The sequence below is a fragment of the Methanocaldococcus jannaschii DSM 2661 genome, assembly GCF_000091665.1.
Classification (GTDB): Archaea; AGJL01; Methanococci; order Methanococcales; family Methanocaldococcaceae; genus Methanocaldococcus; species Methanocaldococcus jannaschii.
In genome coordinates, this window is record NC_000909.1 from 193,527 (window position 1) to 216,249 (window position 22,723).

Genomic DNA, 22,723 nt, shown 5'->3' on the forward strand with positions numbered 1-22,723 from the left:
CTTATCTTAAAATTTGGTCTTACTAATTCTTAAATTTCATGGTGAGAGTGTGAAAATAAAACCAGAATGTGCTATCTGTATAATAAGGCAGGTCGTTGATGCCGCTAATGAGATAACAGATGATGAAAGAGAGCAGTTTAGATTAATAAAAAGTACTATGGAAGTTATTAAAGATGTTTATGGTGAGAGTGCGGTTCCAGCATGGATGGGGACTGTAGTGCATAGATATTTAAAGAAAATTAGCAACAACAACGACCCTTACAAAAATTTGAAAGAGAAGGCAAACAAAATAGCCCTTCAGTATTTAGATAAAGTTAGGGAGATGAGTAATACAGATGATGAGCTTGAAAGATTGAGAAAGAAGGTTTTAGCAACAATTGCAGGAAACGTTATTGACTTTGGAGCTTACAGCACAGGGATAAATATTGAAAAGTTAATTGAAGACACATTAAATGGGGAGTTAAAGATAGACAACAGCAGAAAGCTCTTAAATGATTTAAAAGATAAAAACATAAAAAAGATTTTGTATATATGTGATAACGCTGGAGAGATTATTTTTGATAGGGTTTTAATGGAAGAGATTAAAAAATATGATAAAGATATCGTTGCAGTAGTTAAAGGAAAACCAATTCTAAACGATGCTACATTAGAAGATGCAAAGATAGCCAAGATTGATGAGATAGCCAAGGTTATAACAACCGGCTCAGATATCATTGGAATTATTTTAGAAGAGTGTTCAGAAGAATTTTTGAAAGAGTTTGAAAGTGCTGATTTAATCATTGCTAAGGGAATGGGTAATTATGAAAGTTTAACAGAATATGAAGATAAGATAGATAAACCAATCTATTATATATTGAAAGCTAAATGCAAACCAGTTGCTGAAAATATTGGTGTCGATGTAGGGGATAATGTTTTGTTAAAAAGATAAAAAGATAATAGTATAAGACTTTCTGTAGTTTAAATATTCCATAATGCAAATTGGATGTTTAAAAAATTTTTATTCCTACAAAAATCGTATAGTTATTGAAACAAATAATGAGGAGATATTATGGTTACTTACAAAGATGCAGGAGTAGATATATCTCACGAAGATAAAGTAATTAAAGCCTTAGTTTCACAGATAACATTTAAGAGAAGTGATATAAAACCAGCTGAGTTAGGATTGCACTATGCAGGAGCTGTTGAGTTTGGAGATTATTATTTAGTTTTATCTACAGATGGTGTTGGAAGTAAGATGATAGTTGCAGAGATGGCTAATAAATTTGATACCGTTGGAATTGACATGATTGCTATGAATGTAAATGATGCCATCTGTATTGGGGCAGAGCCTATAGCGTTGGTTGATTACTTAGCAGTTGGACATATAACCGAAGAGATAGCTGAGCAAATAGGAAAAGGATTAAATGAAGGAGCTAAAGAGGCAAATATAAACATTGTTGGTGGTGAAACAGCTACACTACCAGATATGATTAAAGGTATTGATTTAGCAGGAACTGTGTTAGCAATAGTTAAGAAGGATGAAATCATAACTGGAAAGGATGTTAAAGCTGGAGATGTGATTGTTGGTTTAAGAAGCTCTGGAATACATAGCAATGGGTTATCATTGGCAAGGAAGGTATTTTTTGACATAGCTAAGTTAGACATTAATGACAAACTCTCTTATGGAAAGACAGTTGCTGAAGAGCTTTTAACACCAACAAGGATTTATGTAAAGCCAGTTTTGGAGATGATTAGAGATAAAGATATAGAAGTTAAGGGTTTAGCCCACATAACTGGAGGAAGTTTTAGAAAGCTTAAAAGATTGAATGATAAAGTAACTTACTATATTGACAACCTTCCAGAGCCATTACCAATATTTAAAGAGATTCAAAGATTGGGTAATGTGCCTGATGAAGAGATGTTTAGAACGTTTAATATGGGTATTGGATTCTGTGTAATTGTTGATGAAGAAGATGCCAACAAAGTTATAAAAATAGCTAATAAATATAATATCCCAGCCCAAGTAATAGGTAGAGTTGTTGATAGCTTAGAGGTTAATGGAAATAAGATTGTTGGTAAAGCTGTTGTTAAATATAATGATAAGCATATAATATTAGAATAAAAATAAATTATCTTTTTAATTTTACTAATTCTTCTTAATTTTCTTCTTTCTTTTTATTTATTTGCTAAAAGTCTAAAAAACTAAAAAAGGGTTTTTAATATGTGTGGGATATTTGGAATCTACTCTTATGAAAGGTTAAATGTAGCTAAAAAAATTTATTATGGGTTGTTTGCTTTACAGCATAGAGGGCAGGAAGGGGCTGGAATTGCTACAAGTGATGGGAAAAATATACACTACTATAAAAATATTGGATTAGTTACAGATGTTTTTAAAAATGAGACATTACAAAACTTATTTGGCTATATTGGAATTGGACATGTAAGATATTCAACAACGGGAGGAAAGGCTGTTGAAAACTGTCAGCCGTTTGTAGTTAAAAGTTCATTTGGTAATATAGCTATAGCCCATAATGGAGATTTAGTAAATTCAGACGAATTAAGAAGAGAATTAGAGATGAAGGGGCATATATTCACTTCTTCAACTGACTCTGAAGTTATAGCTCAACTTTTGGTTAGAGAATTGTTAAAAACATCTGATAAGATTGAGGCAATAAAAAATACATTAAAAAAGCTCGTTGGAGCTTATTCACTTTTAATAATGTTTAATGATTCCTTAATTGCAGTAAGAGACCCTTGGGGCTTTAAACCATTGTGTATTGGAAGAGATGAGAGCAATATCTATATATCATCTGAGGATTGTGCATTAACAACCTTAGATGCTGAATTTGTTAAAGATATTGAGCCAGGAGAAATTATAGAAATTAAAGACGGGGAAATAATATCTCATAAATTAGATTATGGTGTTTCTGAATACAACCCTGTGAATGTCGATGTGCCATGTATATACAGAGGAGCGGCAACTTGTATGTTTGAGTATGTGTATTTTGCAAGACCTGACTCAACAATTGATGGTATTAGCGTCTATAAGGTTAGAAAGAGGATTGGAAAAATTTTGGCTAAAGAACATCCAGTAGATGCTGATGTTGTTTCTCCAATCCCCGATTCAGGAGTCACATTTGCCTTAGGATTTTCTGAAGAGTCAGGGATTCCATACTATGAAGGTTTAATAAAGAACAGATATGTTGGAAGAACTTTTATTCTTCCATCCCAAAATGAGAGAGAATTGGCAGTAAGGTTAAAATTAAGTCCAGTAAAAAGTGTATTGGAAGGGAAGAGGGTTGTTTTGGTTGATGATAGTATTGTTAGAGGAACAACATCAAGAAGAATTGTAAATATGGTTAGAAAAGCTGGAGCTAAGGAGGTGCATTTAAGAATTGGCTGTCCTAAGATTATATCCCCTTGCTATTATGGTATAGATATGGCTACTAAAAAGGAACTTATTGCCTCAAACAAAACAGAAGAAGAGATAGGGAAAGCTATTGGAGTTGATTCTATTGGATATTTATCATTAGAGGGATTAGTTAAAGCTATAGGTAGAAAAGATTTATGTTTAGCTTGTGTAACTGGAAAATATCCAACTGAAGTTAATTTTGAAAAGATATTGGGGAGAGAATAACTATCTTTTATCCATACAGTCAATATAATATTTATCAATATTGCGTAATATCGTCAGTGCTTCATTATTTATTTTTCTTCATACCCTTGAGTCGCTTTCTTAGCTTCTTTTAAAAATTCGTTGTCAGGTAGAGATAACAAATAATCTTTTGAAAGGTTTTTTCAAAATAAACCCGTTTATATTATATTACTAATAAATTCTACCAAATCTTTAATAGTAAAATAAAGAAATAGAATAAAAAAGATATTTTCTTAATTTAATTTATATGTATTTCTTAACAAAATATTCCGCATTTAACACACTTGCCCCAGCAGCTCCTCTGATTGTATTATGCTCTAACGCAGTGTATTTAACATCAAATATTGGGTCTTTTCTTATTCTACCAACAACGATACTCATTCCATTTCCTTCATTTCTATCTAATCTTGGTTGTGGCCTATCTATCTCTTCTCTAATAACAATTGGTTTAGCATAGGTTGGGAGGTTTAAATCCTTCAACGGGTCGAATTTGTCCATAACCTCTTTTATCTCTTCTGGCTCAGCTCCTTCTTTTGTTTTGACGAATATGCTTTCAGTATGCCCATCTATAACTGCAACCCTATTGCATGAGGCACTTATTTTAAAGTTCGCAAGCTCAACTTTTCCATCTTTTAAAGTTCCTAAAAGCTTTAAGCTCTCTGTTTGCATTTTTTCTTCTTCATTTTTAATAAATGGAATTAAATTGTCTAAGATTGCCATTGAAGGAACGCCATTATAACCTGCTCCACTAACTGCCTGCATTGTTGCTATAAAAACAGCCTCTAAGCCAAATTTATCCATTATTGGTTTTAAGGTTATGACAGCACAGATTGTTGAACAGTTGGGGTTTGTTATAATTGCTCCATCCCATCCTCTCTTTTCTCTCTGAATTTCTATCAACTCCAAGTGGTCTGCATTAACCTCAGGAATTACCAATGGAACATCCTCTTCCATTCTATAAGCTGATGCGTTAGAGAAAATCAACTTCCCTTCCTTAGCAAATTCTGGCTCAAACTTTTTAGCTAAATCTGATGGTAAAGCTGAGAAGACAATATCAACATCTTCAAACTCCTCATGCTTAGGGTCTGTTGGAATAACAACCATATCCTTTATATTTTCTGGAATATCTCTATCTTGGAACCAATAACATGCATCTTTATACTTTTTCCCAGCACTTCTCTCTGATGCTGCTAAAGCTGTTAATTCAAACATTGGATGGTCTGCCAACAATTGGACAAATCTCTGCCCCACGCTTCCAGTAGCTCCTAAGACACCAACTTTTATCTTCATCTTTTCACCTTTAGACAATTATCTTAAAAATCAACTCTTTCCCTTCTTTTAATTTTTTTACTATCTCTCTATTAATATCTTTTGCTGATTTATTTGCATTAATCATTAGTGTTCTTGGGCATATATAATTACTCTTTCTAATAACCATGTCTGTTGGATGGTTTAAAATTAAATCTTTATGCCCCTCTCCAATTATAGTGTCTTTTATTCCTTCAACTTCAATCTCTACAATTATTTTTTTAGCATTTCTAAGCTTTTCCTTAAATTCTTCACTAAAATCAGTCATAGATTTATCTGCATCTATTCCTATAATGCAGTGTCCTGTTGGAGTTAAATAATCCTCTTTTGTAATCTCTAAGGTTGTTTTATGGGTAGCTGAGACATTTTTATGCCCTTTAGCTTTGATAATAAATTCCATTAATATCCCTCATAAAATTATTTAAAGGTATATAATATTTATAATCATATATATCTTCCTATACATCTGTATAAAAAACACTACAGGGTGGTAACATGGTTCTATATAAAATTAGAAGATCAAAAAACGATCCCTGTCCATCAATACCTTCAGCGGTAATTATAGGATATTCTGTTGGATTAAAATTAATTACTGGACATGGAGCTCAGAGCTTAAGCAATATGGCTGGTTCTTATGCTGGAAAGGAATTGGGAATTTACGCAATGAATAATGGTTATGAATTTAAGGATATTAAAGATATTGAAAGATTTCTTAACCAGTTAGATTTTGCAAAGATAGAGATGAATGAGGAAGAGGATGAAATTATAGTAAAGATATCAAAATGCAATCTCTGCCCAAAGAGAATTTGTGGCTATGAATTTGAAGGAACAGCATGCCCTTGGGGAGGATTGTTAATTGGATTTATAAGTGAAACTTTAAAGTATAATTTAGGCTACCAAATGAATTTAAAGCCAGCTGAAACATGTATTATTAAATTAAAGAAGAAATAAAACTTATCTAATATTAAAAAACTCCAAAATCTCATAAGGATGCTTTAATACAATAACATCCTCCAACTCCATCAATTTTCTTGTATTTTCAGCATCTATCTTTCTAACCCTCATCTTAATCTCTTTTCCCTCAATTATTGCATTATAAGGGCAAACTTTTTTACAATTTCCACATCCTAAGCATTTAGATAATAATATCTCAACAAAATTATCCCTCTTAACTATAGCTCCATTTGGACAGACGTTTATACATTTTAAACAGAGTTTGCATTTCTTTTTATCAATTGCATAAGGAAGTTTTGTTGTTACAATCCCAGCTTTATAATCAACTGGAACTATTAAAGATTTAACAAATCCTTTCCCTGCCTGAGCTATAGCATTTGTTACTAAGCTATCTGCAATGCCATTAACAACCTTAGCAACGGTATTTCCAGTAGCTGGTGAGCAAATTAAATAATCATACTTTCCTAAGCTCAATCTTCCAGTGATTGGTGATGAGTAAGGATGTTCTCTCTCCAATATAAGCTCTTCATAATAATTTCCATTAGAGATATTATACAATTCCCCAAACAACCCATACATCTTTACAACTTCCTCTCCAGCCCTTGAAACTAAGGTAGTTACCTTCAAATCTTCAATTTCTTCTTTTAATCGTTTCATTACTTGGAAGCTCTCCCTCAACAAATGCCCCGCTCCTGTAATACACCAAACTATCTTCATATTTATCCCAAACCTATAATTCATCTAAGCTTAAATTTTTCAATCTTTCAGCAATATAGTCAATCATATCTTTCAAATTTTTCTTGTTGTCAAAATCTTCAACTATCTTTAAAAGCTCTTCTCTATCCTTATTTTTAAATTCTTTAACATATTTAATTAACAAAGGCATAGCTCTTGTTAGCTCATCCACTATTGTTATTGTTGATTTTCTTGCAGTTCTTGATAATGGATTTAAATCTATAGCTATAACCTTTTTACCCATATTAACCAATGCCTCAGCCCTATCTCCATCCTCCAATGGAACTAAAACAACATCAGCAGTAAATATTCCTTCTTCTGAAACCTTTCCTCTCAAGCTATCCAAATTAGGAATCTGCTTATTTGCATCATCTATTCCCAAGATTTTTATCTTTCCTGTCTCAATATCATCTTTGAATTTTTCTTCAAATGCTCTTTTTATAGCCAATTCTCTCTCTTTAGTTCTATAGAATAGATTAACCTCTATTTTTCCATTTAATTCTTTTGCAAGCTCAACAACTTCATCTATTGCTAACGCTACAGTGTTTCCATTAACACTTATCACTGGATTTTCAGCTAAAATTAATAGAGCAGCAGCAGCTTTTATTGCCTCCAATGCTATTGGTGCTGTTTTTTCTCCAATTAAATAATCAAAAGTCTCTCCTCTACCGTGAGCTATCAATCCAGCCTTAGCTAAAATTCCTTTATCTAAAGCTTCAATTATCTTCTCTCTCTTCATTAATGACTCATATCTTGGATGTGTTTTAGGAATCTGCATTCTCATCACCGACAACATTAAACCTATAAATTTATCACCAAATTTTTTATATGATAATTTTAAAATTTTGCATTAAAAAGAAATTTATCATTTAAGGTGATAGGATGAAACTACATGAATATGAAGCTAAAAATATATTTAAAAAGTATGGTATCCCAGTTCCTGAGAGCTTTTTAGTATCTAAGGAAGATGATTTAAACAGTATAAATGTTGATAAAGAAGTTGTTTTAAAAGCCCAAGTTTTAGTTGGTGGAAGAGGAAAAGCAGGAGGAATTTTATTTGCATCAAATAAAGAAGAATTCATAAAGAAAGCAGAAGAGTTGTTTAATAAAGAAGTTAAAGGAGAAAAAGTTGAAAAAATTTTAGTTGAAGAGAAATTGCCAATAGAAAAAGAATACTATGTATCAATTATCATAGACAGAGATGCTAAAAAACCGTTAATCATCTTCTCAACTGAGGGAGGAGTTGATATTGAAGAAGTCGCTGAAAAGAATCCAGAAAAGATTATAAAGTACCATATTGATGTTAGAAAACCTTTCCTCCCTTATATTGCAAGATGGATAGTTAAAGAGGCAAAATTGCCAAGCAATGAGATTGGAAAGGTTGCTGATGTTATTTATAAGTTATACAAAATCTTTAAAGAGTTGGATGCTACAATGGTTGAAATCAATCCATTGGTTATAACTAAAGATGGAAACGTCTATGCCGCTGATGCTGTTCTTCACTTAGATGATGATGCAGCATTTAGACATAACTATGAAGAATTTGAAGAATATAAAAATAAAGAAAAATTACCATTTGCCTACGTTGAGTTGGATGGAGATGTGGCAGTTATAGGTAATGGAGCTGGTTTAACTTTGGCAAGTATGGATATTATAAATAACCTCGGCAGAAAGCCAGCTTGCTTCTTAGATATTGGAGGAGGGGCTGATGCTGAAACTGTAAAATTGGCTTTGAGAAAGGTTTTAGAAAACAAAAATGTTAAGGGAATATTTATTAATATTTTAGGAGGAATAACAAGGTGTGATGAAGTAGCAAAGGGAATTGTTGAAGTTTTAAAAGAACATCCAAATGTAAAGTTTGCTGTTAGAATGATGGGAACTAATGAAGAGATTGGAAGAAAAATATTGGAAGAACATGGAATACCTTATGAGACATCAATGGAAGAAGCAGGAAGAAAATTGATTGAACAGCTATAACAAAATAATTTTTATTTTATATTATTTCCCATAATTTTTTAATTTGTTTAATAAGGTGGCTTTTATGAACATCCCAATGATGGATTTAATAATGATTGTTATAGCCATAATTATAACAATTGGTAGTTTTTTATTTATAGCATATTTAATTTTCAAATATTCAAAAATAAAGAAACAAGTTAAAATAATAAGAGAGGTTAAGATAAACCTACCTAAGATGTTAAAGAGTAATATGATTAAAAATTCTTTTTTGATTATTTCATTACTATGCTTTTACTTTGGAATGCTGTATATTGCAGGAGAACTTGTAATATCTCATATATTATTCATTGCAATATGTTGGATTGTAGTATTCCTATACATTATTATAAAGGGAGAAACCAGAGGGTATATTTGTGAAGAGGGGTTATTAGTAAGCGGAGTTCTTTATTCATGGAAGGAGTTTAAAGATGTTAAAATAGAAGACAACTACATAATACTAACAACCCCAATACATAAGATAGTTATTAAAAAAGAAAAAGGCGTTGAAAATATACTAAAAAATTACTTAAAAAGAAATTAAATTGTTGGTGGAAAAATGATATTAGTTACTGGAGGAGCAGGTTTTATTGGTAGTCATATAGTGGATAAACTAATCGAAAACAACTACGATGTAATTATCTTAGATAATTTAACAACAGGAAATAAAAATAACATAAATCCAAAGGCAGAGTTTGTAAATGCAGATATTAGAGATAAAGACTTAGATGAAAAAATTAATTTTAAAGATGTTGAAGTTGTTATACATCAAGCAGCTCAAATAAACGTTAGAAATTCTGTTGAAAATCCAGTATATGATGGAGACATCAATGTTTTAGGAACTATAAATATCTTAGAGATGATGAGAAAATACGATATAGATAAAATTGTATTCGCATCTTCTGGTGGAGCAGTTTATGGAGAACCAAATTATTTGCCAGTAGATGAAAATCATCCAATAAACCCATTATCTCCTTATGGGTTAAGTAAATACGTGGGAGAGGAATATATTAAGCTATACAACCGTTTATATGGAATTGAATATGCAATTTTGAGATATTCAAATGTCTATGGAGAGAGGCAAGACCCAAAAGGAGAGGCTGGAGTTATAAGCATATTTATAGATAAAATGTTAAAAAACCAAAGCCCAATTATTTTTGGAGATGGAAATCAAACAAGGGATTTTGTCTATGTTGGAGATGTAGCTAAAGCTAATTTAATGGCTTTAAATTGGAAGAATGAGATAGTAAATATTGGGACTGGAAAAGAGACATCAGTAAATGAATTATTTGATATAATAAAGCATGAGATTGGGTTTAGAGGAGAAGCAATATATGATAAACCAAGAGAGGGAGAGGTCTATAGAATTTATCTGGATATAAAAAAGGCAGAATCTTTAGGTTGGAAGCCAGAGATTGATTTAAAAGAGGGAATAAAGAGAGTCGTTAATTGGATGAAAAATAATAATAGGACATAGCCTCATATTGTGATATATCCTATTAACTTTTAATGAAACTTTTTTAAAATCCGATGAAAGGTTTAAATAGATGATGAAATTATTTCTATATATCTTTAATCTAACAACTCAAGAAAGGTTGAGAGCATGGATAATGTAGTGTTGATAGGGAAGAAGCCAGTGATGAACTACGTTGTAGCAGTTCTAACACAGCTAACAAGCAATGATGAAGTGATAATAAAAGCAAGAGGAAAAGCTATCAACAAAGCAGTGGATGTTGCAGAGATGATAAGAAACAGATTTATAAAGGACATAAAAATTAAAAAAATAGAGATAGGAACTGATAAAGTGAAGAACCCAGATGGTAGAGAAGTTAATGTTTCAACGATTGAAATTGTTTTAGCTAAATAAATTTTATAATTCTTTTTTATAAGGTAAGTTTTGATAATACATTATATTTTCTCAACATTAAAATGTCTTCATTTTAATCTCGCTAAATAATCATAAATCTCAAAAGGTGTTGATATGCTAAATTCTATAAAACTTAGTGCAATAGTTCATGCCACAGAGGATGAGGATAAGGTTTTAGAGGCGATAGAATTTTTTATTCCTGAGAACGTTGATGAGGAAAAAATAGACTTAGATGTTGTTGAAACGCAGGGATACTTTGGAAACCCAATAAAAATTATCAATGTCAATGTTGAAGGAAAAGAGGCTAAGAAGATATTTAAACATATTATAGATTTAATAAAATCAGATGATAAAAATATAAATAAACTGAAGAAAGATTTACACTTAAGAGTTGAGGATAACAAATTTTATGTTAGATTTGATAAGCAGAAGGCTTATTTGGGAGAGTGTAGAGTTGTAGATGGTGATGATATTATAAGAGCTGTTTTCAACTTTAAAATATTTACTCCAAAAAATAAGGAGGAGAAGGTTAAGGAAATTGTCGCTAACGAACTCGGATTTTAAAATTATTAAGATTTTTATAGTTTTGATTAAACCTTTTTAAAAAGTTGGATTAAGGAAATTGTTATTAAAGGGCTAAAATTGGGATAAATATGCATGAATTATCTTACGCCAATGCCATGCTTGAAGCAATATTAAACAGCATAAAAAAAGAGGAAGAAAAAGGAAAGAAAATAAAAAAAGTTACAGAAATCAACTTAGAAGTTGGAGAACTAACATTTATCAATGTTGAGCAGTTAAAATTTGCATTTGAAGTTATTGCTGAAGGAACTGTATGTGAGGGAGCTAAAATTAACGTTGAATTTATAAAACCAAAGTGTAAATGCTTAGACTGTGGATATGAGGGAGAACCAGAGATTTTAGATGAATTTGAGGTCTATTGCCCAAAGTGTAAAAGTATAAGATTAAAATTATCTGGAGGGAAGGAGTTTAATATAAAAAATGCCACAGTTGAGTATGAAGATTAAAGAGAAAAAAGATAGCAGTCATTTTATTTAATATTAAAGCATAAACCTTATTTTCACATTAACTATTATTTAATGTATTATCCCCTACTAAATATTTTTTACCCTACATTTTGTAAATATGGATTTCTCAAGATAGTTACCCTCTCTTTTTCATTTTCAAATACTCTATTACAAACTCTTCCTGCTCTTCTGTCTCAACTGCACACTCACAATAACGCTCTCTAACATACTCTATTGGATTTTTAATCCCATTTAATCCAGCCCATACGGCTAAAACAGTTCCCGTCCTCCCATGCCCACCAATACAAGAAACAACAACCTCCTTTTCTTTAGAAACATGATATTTTATAAAATCAACAATCAAATCCATATCTTCAACAGTCGGAATACCATAATCCTCAATTGGCACATATAATGTCGGAATTCTCATCGGATATTCTATAATTTCACACCATCTCCTTAACCATAACTCATCCAATATCACAAAACCTCCAATCTTATCCATTAAATGAAATGGAAAATTAGGAAAGCTTGCTGGTCTTACACCAAAAATACTAACTTCACCATTATGCTTGCATCTTCCCATGCTCTCACACTTAAGTATGGCAATATACAAATATAAATGAATAAAAATAAATTAAAATTAATATTATCAAAAATCTTAAAAAAGTTTAAAAATTAAAATTTAGAATTTATTTCTTTCTGTATTTTGGATGATACTTCTCAATTAACTCCCTATCAACTCTCTTCAACTCTTCTTCTGGTAATATAGCTAACAACTCCCATAACAAGTCAAGAGTTTCCTCTATACTTCTATCCTCATCCTTTCCTTGTCTAACAAACTTATCTTCAAACTCATCTGCAAACTTCAAGTATGCCCTATCCCTATCTGTCAATGCCTCTTCCCCAACAACAGCAACTAAATCTCTTAAACTTCTACCCTCTGCATAGGCAGCATAAGCCTGGTTAACAACTTTTTTATGGTCTTCTCTTGTTTTTCCTGGACCCTGTCCGTTTCCAGCCAATCTTGATAATGATGGAAGAACATCAACTGGTGGGTAGATACCTTTTCTGTGCAACTCTCTTGATAAGACAATCTGCCCCTCTGTAATATAACCAGTTAAGTCAGGAATTGGGTGAGTTATATCATCATCTGGCATTGTCAAGATTGGAATTTGAGTTATTGTTCCTGTTCTACCTTTAACTCTACCAGCTCTTTCATAGATTGTAGCCAAGTCAGTATACATGTAACCTGGGTAACCTCTTCTTCCCGGAACCTCGTTTCTTGCTGCTGAGATTTCTCTTAACGCCTCACAGTAGTTTGTCATATCTGTTAGGATAACAAGAACGTGCATATCCTTCTCATAAGCTAAGTATTCAGCAACAGTTAAAGCAATTCTTGGTGTTAAAATTCTCTCAATTGCAGGGTCGTCAGCTAAGTTTATGAAGACAACTGCTCTCTCTAAAGCTCCTGTCTTTCTAAACTCTTCCATGAAGAAGTTTGCCTCTTCTGATGTAATACCCATTGCTGCAAAGACAACTGCGAATTTCTCTCCTTCTCCTCTAACCTTTGCCTGTCTTGCAATCTGTGCAGCTAACTGGTTGTGTGGCAAACCAGAACCTGAGAAGATTGGCAGTTTCTGCCCTCTAACTAATGTATTCATTCCATCAATTGTTGAAATACCTGTTTGGATGAAATCACTTGGAACTTTTCTTGAAACAGGGTTTAATGGATAACCATTAATATCTAACTCTTTCTCAGGAACTATTTCTGGTCCTCCATCAATTGGTTTCCCTGCTCCGTTGAATATTCTTCCTAACATTTCCATTGAAACTCCAATCTTAGCAGTTCTTCCTGTGAATCTTACTCTTGTATCTTTTGTGCTTAATCCTGTTGTTCCCTCAAATACCTGAACAACTGCTAAACCCTCTCTTGCCTCCAAAACCTGTCCCATTCTCTTCTCTCCATCTGGACAGATAACCTCAACAATCTCTCCATAAGCTGCTCCTTCAACTCCCTCAACGATTAACAAAGGTCCTGCAATACTCTTAACTGATGAGTATTCAATTGCTGATGCTGCTGTAGCCATATCATCACCTCAAATAAAGAGTTTGTAAAGTTTTAAGGAAAGGAATTTAGTTTAATGAACCTAATTCATTCTTAATTTTCTCCATTATTTCTTTTGATTTAACATTTATAAACTCATCGTGTGGGATGTATTTCATTCTTGCAATATCTTGCTTAACTGAAACTCCTAAAATCTTAGCTGGTTCAACTCCTCTTTCAACTGCCTTCAATGCTTCTTGGTAGAATGTCATAATTATCTTTAACATTAAGTACTGTTTCATTGGAGGACAGTAGGTATCTACCTCATCAAACGCATCTTGCTGTAAGAAATCCTCCCTCAACATTCTTGCAACTTCTAAAATAACTCTCTCCCTATCTGGCAATGCATCAGGCCCAACTAACTGAACAATCTCTTGCAACTCTGCCTCTTTTTGTAATAAGCTCATTGCTTCATCTCTTAATTGTCTCCAATCTGGACCAGTATTTGTGTTCCACCACTCTGTAACATCATCAATGTATAATGAATAACTCTGCAACCAGTTGATAGCTGGGAAGTGTCTTCTTCTTGCCAAGTTTGCATCTAACGCCCAGAATACCTTAACTATCCTTAGTGTGTTTGATGTAACTGGTTCTGAGAAGTCCCCTCCTGGTGGTGAAACAGCTCCAACGATACAAACGAATCCTTGTCTGTTATCTTTCCCTAAGGTTATAACTCTTCCAGCTCTTTCATAGAACTGAGCCAATCTTGAAGCTAAGTATGCTGGATACCCTTCTTCCCCTGGCATTTCTTCCAATCTACCTGAAATTTCTCTCATTGCCTCTGCCCATCTTGATGTTGAATCTGCTGTTAATAAAACTCCATAACCCATATCTCTGAAGTACTCTGCAATTGTAATTCCTGTATAGACAGATGCTTCCCTTGCAGCGACAGGCATGTTTGATGTGTTGGCTATTAATACAGTTCTATCCATTAATTTGTTTCCAGTTCTAATATCTTCTAAGTGTGGGAACTCTTCAATAACCTCTGTCATCTCGTTTCCTCTTTCTCCACATCCGATATAAACAACGACATCAGCGTCAGACCACTTTGCCAACTGATGCTGAGTAACCGTTTTTCCTGAACCGAATGGACCTGGAATTGCTGCTGTTCCTCCTTTTGCTAATGTAAAGAAAGTGTCTTCAACTCTTTGCCCTGTAATTAATGGAATTTCTGGAGGTAGTTTCTCTTTATATGGTCTTGGTTTTCTTACTGGCCATTTTTGCATCATTGTAATTTCTTTCCTTTCTCCATTTTCTGTTTCTACAACTGCAACTGTCTCTTCAACTGTAAATTTACCCTCTTTTATTTCAACAATTTTTCCTTTAACACCAATTGGAACTAAGATTTTATGAACTATTGAAGGAGTTTCATCAACAGTTCCAATTATGTCTCCTTCTTCAACATAATCTCCTTCATTTACCACTGGTTTAAATTCCCATTTTATATCTCTTGGTAATGCAGGGACATCAACTCCTCTTGGGATAAAGATTGAACCTGTTTTCTCTTCAATTGCTGTTAAAGGCCTCTGAATACCATCATACATAGCTCTTAACATCCCTGGCCCTAATTCAACAGACAATGGAGCTCCAGTACCAACAACTGGCTCTCCTGGTTTAATTCCAGATGTTTCTTCATAAACCTGAATAACTGCTTTATCATCGTGCAACTGAATGATTTCTCCAGTCAATTTCTCTTCTCCTACTTTAACGACCTCATACATCTGAGCTCCTTTCATTCCCTCTGCAACTACAACAGGCCCTGCGATTTTAATAATCTTACCAACAACTGGCATATTCTCAACCTCTCTTTTCATTTAACGTTTTTATTGGTTTTATCGTAATCTTAGTTATCATTATTTCATTGAAACTCCAATTGCTTTTCTTATTAACTCTTTAACTGGGTCTATTCTCTCAAGCTTACCATGCTTATCTGGGATTTCAACGATAACCTTATTTATATTTTTTAACTTGTCTTTTATACTTTCAGCTATCCTCTCAGTGATAATTATGAAGGCTATGTTTTCATTGTTTGCAAGCTCGTTAATTGCTTTTACTGCCTCTTCATCATTCTTAACTTCATAAACATCAGTTAAACCAGCCAGCCTAAAACCAATGGCGGTTTCTCTATCTCCAACAACGCCAACTTTCATTTTACCTCACCTACAATGATATAAGCAGAGACCTTATTTCTTCTGGCTTTAAGTTTTCTATTTTACCTTTAATTATTGCCTTAAGGTTTTTAACTTCAAGCTCTTTGCTAACAATCAGGCCAATAATTGGACCTACACCAAATGGTTTTCTTGTTGATAGTTTTTTACCTTTCTCTAATACAAATTTATCCAATGCCTTTTCAAATGCATAGATGGATTTTGTTTTCTCATACTCTTCCATTGCTTCAGCTAAAACTTCAGCATAGCTTGTTCCTTCTAAACCGCTTAAAACTCCCTCAATACCTCCAGCACTCATCAAATCTTTTAACTTCCAATCAGCCAATTCATAGCCAGTTAAAGTTACATATTTGCTTAGTTCTTCAGCTGATAAACCGTCTGCTTTACCTTTTAATATAACTTTCAAGTTTTCAACATCAATTATTGTCCCTACAAACTCTCTAAAGATATCTTCTTCTTTACCTTCAGTCATTATGGTTTTTCTTAAACTCTCTAAGTAGTATTTATCCAATGCCAACTCAAATCCTATTATGTTAGATGTTTGATCATAGTTTGATAACTCCTCCTGCAATATCTTAAAGTATTCAGTGCCGTCTAAACCTCTAACAACTTCTTCAACTGTTTTAACTTCAGCCAATTCTTTTAATTTTTCAACAGGTATATTTCCTAATGGTATTAGCAAAGCATAAGTTTCCTCAGCACTTAATCCTACGAATTTAGCTCTTATTAATGTTTTTATATTTTTGATATCAAATTTTTTGGCAAATACTTTAAGGACTTTCTTTGCACTGTCTGGAGATATTCTATATATCAATCCATACAAGTCAGCTAAATACATATCTAATGCCTTTTCAACAGCAACAGGGTCTTTTAATTCGTTCATAACCTCTATAACATATTGCCCGTAATCAGTATCTTCTAACAATCCAACTAATTCTTCTAAGCTGCCAGATTCAATCAATTCATTTAATTTAGCATCATCAAACAATTTTGCTTCTTTACTCCTTATTCTTGCATTAACATAAGCATAAGGAGCTAAATCAATGACCATCTTTGTAATCCATACGATTACAATAAGAACAATGATTATAGTTGCTACAACAATAAGCAATGTTAAAGGGTTATCAAAATATGTCATTATAGCAGAGTATAACTTCTCCAAATCTAACAATGTCTCTATATCCATCGCCATTAGGCATCACCTTTAGAACAACTTCTCTGTAATTCTCGCCCTCCATAGGAAAACCCTATTGAAATACCGAATTCATTAGAGAGGCAATTAGTATCTTGTTATTTTAGAATAATTTTTCTGTAATTCTCGCTCTAATTACATTTAAGTTTCTGTTGAATATTGCTTCTAAGCTGTTATCCAATGATTTTAATCCATCAGCAGTCTCTATTATACATCCTCCAGCAATATCTACTGGTTCTCCTTTCTTTAATACAGTTACTTTCTTTGTTGCGTTTTCTACTTCTTTTTCTAAGTTCCATAGTGTTGAATCGTCAATAAGTTCCATATCTCTTTTGTTTAACCTCACAATCAACTCTCCTCCTCCCAATGAAATAGCTCCATCTTTTATTAATTTTATTAATTTATCTTTATACTCTGGCTGTTCTGGCAGTTTAACAAGTTCCTCTTTTAATTTGTTTATTGCCATCTCTATAATCTCTTCCTTAGCTTCCAATAACTTTTTCTTTGCCTCTAATTTTGCCTCTGAGATGATTCTGCTTTTAGTCATTTCTGCCTCTTTTTCTCCTTTCTTTAATATCTCTGCCTTTCTTTTCTCTGCTTCTTCTTTTGCTTTCTCTAAGATTTTAGCTTTTTCTGCTTCAGCTTCAGATATGATTTTGTTAGCCTCAGCTTTTGCATCATCTAATATCTTTGACTTTATCTTATCAACTCCCATCAATTTCACCTGTTAAAATTAAATTTTTATAAAAATTTTTAAATTCAAAGAAGGAGCTGAGTGTTTTATTTTATCATAAGCATAATTAAGATTGCTATCAACAAACCAAAGATAGCGAAGGTTTCTGGCATAACTGCCAAAACTAACCCCTTACCCATAGCATCTGGGTCTCTTGCTGTGGCTCCAATAGCCCCAGCTGCTGTAATACCTTGCCCAATCCCTGACAATCCAGCAAAACCAACTGCAAACCCTGCCCCTAAAGCGGCAACAGTTTCAGCTCCTGCATTGCCTTTAAAGACACCAACTAATAACAAGATGGCTATTAACAAACCATAGATTGCCTGGGTCTCTGGAAGGACAGAGAAAACCATTGCCTTACCAAATATGCTGTTATCTTCAGCAACAGCTCCCAAACCAGCTGAAGCAGCAATTCCCTGACCAATAGCTGATAATCCAGCTAAACCAGCTGCCAAACCAGCGGCAAACATTGCCCATGGTGAAACTGTCTTAAAGACGAACAAGATAAGGATAGCAACTAAAAACCCATACAAACCCTGTGTCTGTGGTAACGCTTGGAAAACGATAGCAGTACCAAATTTGTTAGGGTCTTCTGCTACTACACCAGCACCACTTGCTCCTGTAATACCTGCACCAATTCCAGAACCTAAACCTGCAATACCAACTGCTAAACCAGCACCAACAGCTCCTAAGATTAAAGGATCTACCATATAATATCACCTCATTTTTGTCTAAGTTTTAAGTTGTATTTTTTGTTTTTATATTTTATTGTTATATTGAGTATTGGAAAGATTTAAATAATCTTGAAAGAAGTTAAGCAGTTGTGTATTCTCTATTTGCCTTGAATGGGCTAAACTTTTTACCTCCACCCTCATAGAACTGACTAAAGAACTCTACATAGTGCAACCTTAGTGAGTGGATAAATGCCCCTAAACCATTCATTACGAAGTTAAATGTATGTCCTACCAACAATATGATTATAGCCACAATTATTCCAATTACTGGAATGGATTCACCGACAAGCTTAGCCATAATATTAACAGCCATTGCTAAACCTCCAGTTGCTAAACAGAGAGCTAACAATCTCGCGTATGATAAAACGTTTCCTAAGAATCCAGTAACATCCATAGCTCCAAGAATTGCTTCCATTACTCCTCCGCTCTTATAACCCTTATACATTGAAGCTAAGATTGCCAATACAACAAAGATTCCGATTATTCCTCCAGCTATCATTGTATTTGCTCCAGCAAACATTAATCCAATTCCAACGAATATTGATAATATCAGCAATATCCAAACTCCCTGATTGATGAAAGCATCTCCCATATTTCCTCTTTTTACGTTCTCTTTGAATCCAACAAATAATCCAATTAACAGGTGTATTAATCCAACAAATATGGAAAATACTAATATTGCCATTGGCCCATTTGTTACGCTTATACTACCAAGGGTGAATAATGGGTTGTTGTTATTTATATAGTAGCTTTCTCCTAGTGGATTGACTAAAGCTAATGGTGTCTTTGTTACATCAAATCCAAAGAACTCATAGGTGAAATCCCCTAAATAACCTCCAGTTATAATACCCATTATAACTGTTGAAATTCCAGCCAATGTTAGAATATAACCAAGCTTATTAGCTCCCTCACTAACTTTTCCAATTTTTTTCCAAATAAATAAACCTATTATAGTCAATAGCAAACCATAAACAGCGTCTGTTAGCATAATTCCATAGAACAATAGGAAACCAGGAACCAGCAATAATGTTGGATCAACTTCATTGTATTTTGGTAGAGCATACATCTCTGTGAGCATCTCAAATGGTTTGATAACCTTTGGATTGTCAAGTAGAACAGGTATTTTCTCTTCTGGTTCATCTGGTTCAGTTATTTCAACAAATGCAAAACCATCTGCTGAATTTTCTATTAAGCTTTTAGCTTTTTCAGCATCTCTTGCAGGAACCCATGCCTCTATGTAGTATGTTCTATCGGTCTTACCAAATTGTGAATAAGCATCTCCTCTTGCCTTCTCTATTGATAACAATTCATAAACAGCTAACAATTCCTTTTCCCATTTTTGTGCTAATGCTTTCAACTTTTCTATTAAGCTGTTTCTCTCTGATTCTATTGCCTTTAATTCACTCTCTATTTTTGAGAGAGCCTCACTTGGTGTTCCTTCAACATCACTTATGTCATATCTTTCAAACTCAAACTTTCTAATCTCTGATAAAACATTCTCAAGCTTCTCTTTCAATGTAACAAATACAATTGGAACCCTAATCTTCTTATCCTTTTCAAATTCACTTCCAGAGAATATTCCAATATATCCATCTGCTACTTTATCAAGTTCTGCTTTCAATTCTCCAAGCTTTTCCTTAGGAACACTTCCTGCCCCAATAAATACATACTCTCCAGAACCAAGGTATTTTAAATCAAACTCTAAACCTTTTAAATAAGATATCTGCTCTTTCAGCTGTAATAACTTTGATTTTTTGTTATCTAACTCTGATAATCTCTCAGCAGGTCCATCAACCTCTTTGCTAATCTCATTTAATACCTTTTCAGCATAATCAATAACTTCCTGATATGAGTTGAAGGAAACTTTCTTCTTTTCCACTGGCTTTGGGTTTAAGATATCTTTTATACTTGTCTCCTTCTGACTAACACTTGAAAACATGTCCAATATTCTACCTGCTTTTATCATCAATGATGTAACATTTCTAACATAATCAGCTGATGATGAAGGTGATAACAATGTCTTCCATTCTAAATCCTCCAACTTTTCAGATAAATCACAGAGTTCCACTATCCCTTCTTCATGTAAGCTTCTTACAACATTATCAATTTTTTCATCCAATATCACCGCTTTTAACTTCTTCATTCTTACGGGTCTCACTAAAATCACCTTTTTATTTAAATTTCAAGAATCTCAGACAATTTCAACGAAAGTATCTTAACCTTGGCAATGGATATGATTTCTTTTATCTCTTTTTCTGTCTCTTCAAGAATCTTTTCAGCTTCTTTTTTTGCTTCTTCCTCTGCCTTTTTAATCATCTCTTCAACAAGTTTTTTTGCCTCTTCTTCAGCTTCAGCAATGAGTTTTTTTGCTTCTTCAATTGCCTCTGCTTTTATCTGCTCAGCTCTATTTTTTGCTTCCTCTATTTCTTTAACTGCCTGTTCTTCAGCTAATTTTACTTCTTTTATTGCTTCCATAACACTAACGCTCATACTTCCACCTGCAGTTATTGGTAATATTTTAAAATAGGGTTATGTATATAAAATTTTTTATCTCTGACTCTATCAAATATTTTTAATATCAAATGTATTTAGTATAGCAATATATCACAGCTGGAATACTGCCAATAGCAGTGCAAGTTTCTAAAGACACCCTTTTTTCAGTTACATCTAAATGATAGACACAAGATTCCATTATATCTTTTGGTAGTCCATGCCTACCCAATCCAACATATACGCCAATTGGTTTTTTCTTTAATAAATAGGCAGTATCTAACGGAGTTATAGCCTTTTTTTCATCTGGTTTGGATGTTGAGGCAATTGGAATTCCAAATTGTGGTAGAAATTTATCAACAATAAAAAATCTATTTTTTTCGATTAATTTTTCTAAATACTCCCCAGAATTACCAATAGTAGTTTTTATATTTAAAATATCCTCCATCTTACATGGAAAGTCCATTATCGCTAAGTTACAATCAAACGCATAACAGATTGGGGCGGCTCTTGCTATAGCTCTCTTGTGAGCTTCATGCCATCTTGTTTTATCATAGGAGTTGTATAAAATTAACGTCAGCCTCTTCAACTTTTTCATACTTTACCTCAGGAGGAAATATGTTTCCTATTTAAATAGGTTTTTATAATTATGGGAAAACTTATTAATATATATTTATCTTTTGCACGAAACCGAAAAGTATATATATGAGTTCATCTATTCTATAATTCGCTTGCGGTGCAGGGGTCGCCAAGCCTGGCCAAAGGCGCCGGACTTAAGATCCGGTCCCGTAGGGGTTCGGGGGTTCAAATCCCCTCCCCTGCACCATTTTTATTTTAGGTAATAATATTTATTAATTTAAATTAATAAAGATTACAATTTTAAAAACGAAATTTTTAAATATTTTTAAAATTTTCAAATAATCTTTTTTAATATAAGTTTAAATATTTAGAAGCATAATTATAATTTCATTTTTTAGGTGATGAGATTGGAGAAAGTTTTCTATCTAACCAATCCTACTACCAAAGATTTAGAAAATTTTATTGATATGTATGTGTTTAAATATATATTAATATTATTAGCTCGATGTAAAGTTTTTTATGAAGGCAGAGCTAAAAGTCAGTTAGAAGAGGGAGATAGAGTCATTATAATAAAACCAGATGGAGCCTTTTTAATTCATAAAGATAAAAAAAGAGAACCTGTAAATTGGCAACCTTCTGGAAGTAGTATAATATGGGAAGTTGAAGATAACTTTTTCATTTTAAAAAGCATTAGAAGAAAGCCAAAAGAAGAGTTAAAGGTTGTTATTTCAGAAGTTTATCATGCATGTGCTTTTAACTGTGAAGATTATGAAGAGATAAATCTAAGGGGTAGTGAATCAGAGATGGCAGAGATGATTTTTAGAAATCCAGATTTGATTGAAGAAGGATTTAAGCCCATATCAAGAGAGTATCAGATTCCCACTGGAATCGTTGATATTTTAGGAAAAGATAAAGAGAATAAATGGGTTATCTTAGAGCTAAAGAGAAGGAGAGCTGATTTACAGGCAGTTTCTCAACTAAAAAGGTATGTGGAATATTTTAAAAACAAATATGGTGAGGATAAAGTTAGAGGAATTTTGGTTTCTCCCTCTTTAACTACTGGGGCGGAAAAATTGCTGAAAGAGGAGAACTTAGAATTTAAAAGACTTAATCCACCAAAAGGAAGTAAAAGAGATTTAAAACATAACATAAAAACTAAAAAAACAACAGTTTTAGATGAATGGCTATAAAGGAAAAAT

The 22,723-nt window shown here is 33.0% G+C and carries 25 protein-coding genes and 1 tRNA gene; 12 read left to right on the forward strand and 14 right to left on the reverse strand.

The window, feature by feature from the left end:
- The first annotated feature begins 49 nt into the window (after nucleotides 1-49).
- The 3 genes from MJ_RS01055 to purF all read left to right on the forward strand — a co-directional run bounded on the left by MJ_RS01055 (nucleotide 50) and on the right by purF (nucleotide 3,616).
- Nucleotides 50-928 carry a damage-control phosphatase ARMT1 family protein gene (locus tag MJ_RS01055; protein ID WP_064496419.1) on the forward strand — a complete coding sequence of 293 codons (879 nt, stop codon included), beginning with the start codon at nucleotides 50-52 and terminating at the stop codon, nucleotides 926-928.
- Nucleotides 929-1,048: 120 nt separating this feature from the next.
- The gene (purM, locus tag MJ_RS01060) at nucleotides 1,049-2,101 is read left to right on the forward strand and encodes a phosphoribosylformylglycinamidine cyclo-ligase (RefSeq protein WP_010869698.1); all 1,053 of its coding nucleotides are present in this window, start codon (nucleotides 1,049-1,051) and stop codon (nucleotides 2,099-2,101) included.
- Nucleotides 2,102-2,200: 99 nt separating this feature from the next.
- Nucleotides 2,201-3,616, forward strand: a complete 1,416-nt coding sequence (gene purF, locus MJ_RS01065) for an amidophosphoribosyltransferase (RefSeq protein ID WP_010869699.1) — start codon at nucleotides 2,201-2,203, stop codon at nucleotides 3,614-3,616.
- Between the two features lie 261 nt (nucleotides 3,617-3,877).
- Here purF and asd read toward each other — a convergent pair whose 3' ends face one another.
- Both asd and MJ_RS01075 read right to left on the reverse strand, forming a co-directional pair.
- Nucleotides 3,878-4,924, reverse strand: coding sequence for an aspartate-semialdehyde dehydrogenase (asd, locus tag MJ_RS01070; RefSeq protein WP_064496420.1), 1,047 nt, complete (start codon nucleotides 4,922-4,924; stop codon nucleotides 3,878-3,880).
- 10 nt (nucleotides 4,925-4,934) lie between these two features.
- Complete coding sequence (locus tag MJ_RS01075) at nucleotides 4,935-5,342, reverse strand: DUF371 domain-containing protein (RefSeq protein WP_010869701.1); 408 nt, start codon at nucleotides 5,340-5,342, stop codon at nucleotides 4,935-4,937.
- A 95-nt stretch (nucleotides 5,343-5,437) separates the two neighbouring features.
- Here MJ_RS01075 and MJ_RS01080 point away from each other — a divergent pair, with 95 nt between their 5' ends.
- Entirely contained in the window at nucleotides 5,438-5,893 is a 456-nt protein-coding gene (locus MJ_RS01080; RefSeq protein ID WP_010869702.1) for a hypothetical protein, read from the forward strand.
- A gap of 3 nt (nucleotides 5,894-5,896) precedes the next feature.
- On the opposite strand, the gene MJ_RS01085 is transcribed toward MJ_RS01080, so the two are convergent.
- The gene (locus MJ_RS01085) at nucleotides 5,897-6,613 is read right to left on the reverse strand and encodes a dihydromethanopterin reductase (acceptor) (protein ID WP_064496421.1); all 717 of its coding nucleotides are present in this window, start codon (nucleotides 6,611-6,613) and stop codon (nucleotides 5,897-5,899) included.
- Between the two features lie 13 nt (nucleotides 6,614-6,626).
- Nucleotides 6,627-7,409: a 4-phosphopantoate--beta-alanine ligase gene (locus MJ_RS01090; RefSeq protein WP_064496422.1), complete on the reverse strand. Its 783-nt coding sequence runs from the start codon at nucleotides 7,407-7,409 to the stop codon at nucleotides 6,627-6,629.
- Nucleotides 7,410-7,513: 104 nt separating this feature from the next.
- Here MJ_RS01090 and sucC point away from each other — a divergent pair, with 104 nt between their 5' ends.
- The 6 genes from sucC (at nucleotide 7,514) to hypA (ending at nucleotide 11,521) form a co-directional block, all read left to right on the forward strand.
- On the forward strand, nucleotides 7,514-8,608 hold the full coding sequence (sucC, locus tag MJ_RS01095; RefSeq protein ID WP_010869705.1) for an ADP-forming succinate--CoA ligase subunit beta: 1,095 nt from the start codon (nucleotides 7,514-7,516) through the stop codon (nucleotides 8,606-8,608).
- 64 nt (nucleotides 8,609-8,672) lie between these two features.
- Nucleotides 8,673-9,170 (forward strand): hypothetical protein, encoded by a 498-nt coding sequence (locus MJ_RS01100; protein WP_244409438.1) that lies wholly within the window; start codon nucleotides 8,673-8,675, stop codon nucleotides 9,168-9,170.
- A gap of 15 nt (nucleotides 9,171-9,185) precedes the next feature.
- The gene (locus tag MJ_RS01105; protein WP_010869707.1) at nucleotides 9,186-10,103 is read left to right on the forward strand and encodes an SDR family oxidoreductase; all 918 of its coding nucleotides are present in this window, start codon (nucleotides 9,186-9,188) and stop codon (nucleotides 10,101-10,103) included.
- Between the two features lie 126 nt (nucleotides 10,104-10,229).
- The gene (gene albA / locus MJ_RS01110) at nucleotides 10,230-10,493 is read left to right on the forward strand and encodes a DNA-binding protein Alba (RefSeq protein WP_010869708.1); all 264 of its coding nucleotides are present in this window, start codon (nucleotides 10,230-10,232) and stop codon (nucleotides 10,491-10,493) included.
- Nucleotides 10,494-10,607: 114 nt separating this feature from the next.
- Nucleotides 10,608-11,057 carry an RNA-binding domain-containing protein gene (locus MJ_RS01115; RefSeq protein ID WP_010869709.1) on the forward strand — a complete coding sequence of 150 codons (450 nt, stop codon included), beginning with the start codon at nucleotides 10,608-10,610 and terminating at the stop codon, nucleotides 11,055-11,057.
- A gap of 89 nt (nucleotides 11,058-11,146) precedes the next feature.
- Nucleotides 11,147-11,521, forward strand: coding sequence for a hydrogenase maturation nickel metallochaperone HypA (hypA, locus tag MJ_RS01120; protein WP_010869710.1), 375 nt, complete (start codon nucleotides 11,147-11,149; stop codon nucleotides 11,519-11,521).
- Between the two features lie 136 nt (nucleotides 11,522-11,657).
- On the opposite strand, the gene MJ_RS01125 is transcribed toward hypA, so the two are convergent.
- From MJ_RS01125 to MJ_RS01170, 10 genes are all read right to left on the reverse strand, one after another.
- On the reverse strand, nucleotides 11,658-12,107 hold the full coding sequence (locus MJ_RS01125) for a protein-tyrosine phosphatase family protein (RefSeq protein ID WP_064496423.1): 450 nt from the start codon (nucleotides 12,105-12,107) through the stop codon (nucleotides 11,658-11,660).
- 106 nt (nucleotides 12,108-12,213) lie between these two features.
- Complete coding sequence (locus tag MJ_RS01130; protein WP_010869712.1) at nucleotides 12,214-13,611, reverse strand: ATP synthase subunit B; 1,398 nt, start codon at nucleotides 13,609-13,611, stop codon at nucleotides 12,214-12,216.
- A gap of 46 nt (nucleotides 13,612-13,657) precedes the next feature.
- Nucleotides 13,658-15,421, reverse strand: coding sequence for an ATP synthase subunit A (locus tag MJ_RS01135; protein WP_064496424.1), 1,764 nt, complete (start codon nucleotides 15,419-15,421; stop codon nucleotides 13,658-13,660).
- Nucleotides 15,422-15,481: 60 nt separating this feature from the next.
- Nucleotides 15,482-15,778: a V-type ATP synthase subunit F gene (locus MJ_RS01140; protein WP_010869714.1), complete on the reverse strand. Its 297-nt coding sequence runs from the start codon at nucleotides 15,776-15,778 to the stop codon at nucleotides 15,482-15,484.
- A gap of 10 nt (nucleotides 15,779-15,788) precedes the next feature.
- Nucleotides 15,789-16,988 carry a V-type ATP synthase subunit C gene (locus tag MJ_RS01145; protein WP_010869715.1) on the reverse strand — a complete coding sequence of 400 codons (1,200 nt, stop codon included), beginning with the start codon at nucleotides 16,986-16,988 and terminating at the stop codon, nucleotides 15,789-15,791.
- 103 nt (nucleotides 16,989-17,091) lie between these two features.
- Nucleotides 17,092-17,703, reverse strand: a complete 612-nt coding sequence (locus tag MJ_RS01150) for a V-type proton ATPase subunit E (protein ID WP_064496425.1) — start codon at nucleotides 17,701-17,703, stop codon at nucleotides 17,092-17,094.
- Nucleotides 17,704-17,768: 65 nt separating this feature from the next.
- Nucleotides 17,769-18,431, reverse strand: coding sequence for an ATP synthase subunit K (locus tag MJ_RS01155; RefSeq protein WP_010869717.1), 663 nt, complete (start codon nucleotides 18,429-18,431; stop codon nucleotides 17,769-17,771).
- Between the two features lie 103 nt (nucleotides 18,432-18,534).
- Nucleotides 18,535-20,598 (reverse strand): V-type ATP synthase subunit I, encoded by a 2,064-nt coding sequence (locus MJ_RS01160; protein WP_064496426.1) that lies wholly within the window; start codon nucleotides 20,596-20,598, stop codon nucleotides 18,535-18,537.
- 32 nt (nucleotides 20,599-20,630) lie between these two features.
- On the reverse strand, nucleotides 20,631-20,945 hold the full coding sequence (ahaH, locus tag MJ_RS01165) for an ATP synthase archaeal subunit H (protein WP_010869719.1): 315 nt from the start codon (nucleotides 20,943-20,945) through the stop codon (nucleotides 20,631-20,633).
- A gap of 88 nt (nucleotides 20,946-21,033) precedes the next feature.
- A complete protein-coding gene (locus MJ_RS01170) occupies nucleotides 21,034-21,543 on the reverse strand; it encodes a DUF531 domain-containing protein (protein WP_010869720.1) in 510 nt (169 codons plus the stop codon).
- Nucleotides 21,544-21,683: 140 nt separating this feature from the next.
- On the opposite strand from MJ_RS01170, the gene MJ_RS01175 reads away from it, so the two are divergent.
- Both MJ_RS01175 and nucS read left to right on the forward strand, forming a co-directional pair.
- Nucleotides 21,684-21,771, forward strand: a tRNA-Leu gene (locus MJ_RS01175).
- A 154-nt stretch (nucleotides 21,772-21,925) separates the two neighbouring features.
- Nucleotides 21,926-22,714, forward strand: coding sequence for an endonuclease NucS (gene nucS, locus MJ_RS01180; protein WP_064496427.1), 789 nt, complete (start codon nucleotides 21,926-21,928; stop codon nucleotides 22,712-22,714).
- The last annotated feature ends 9 nt before the right edge of the window (nucleotides 22,715-22,723 follow it).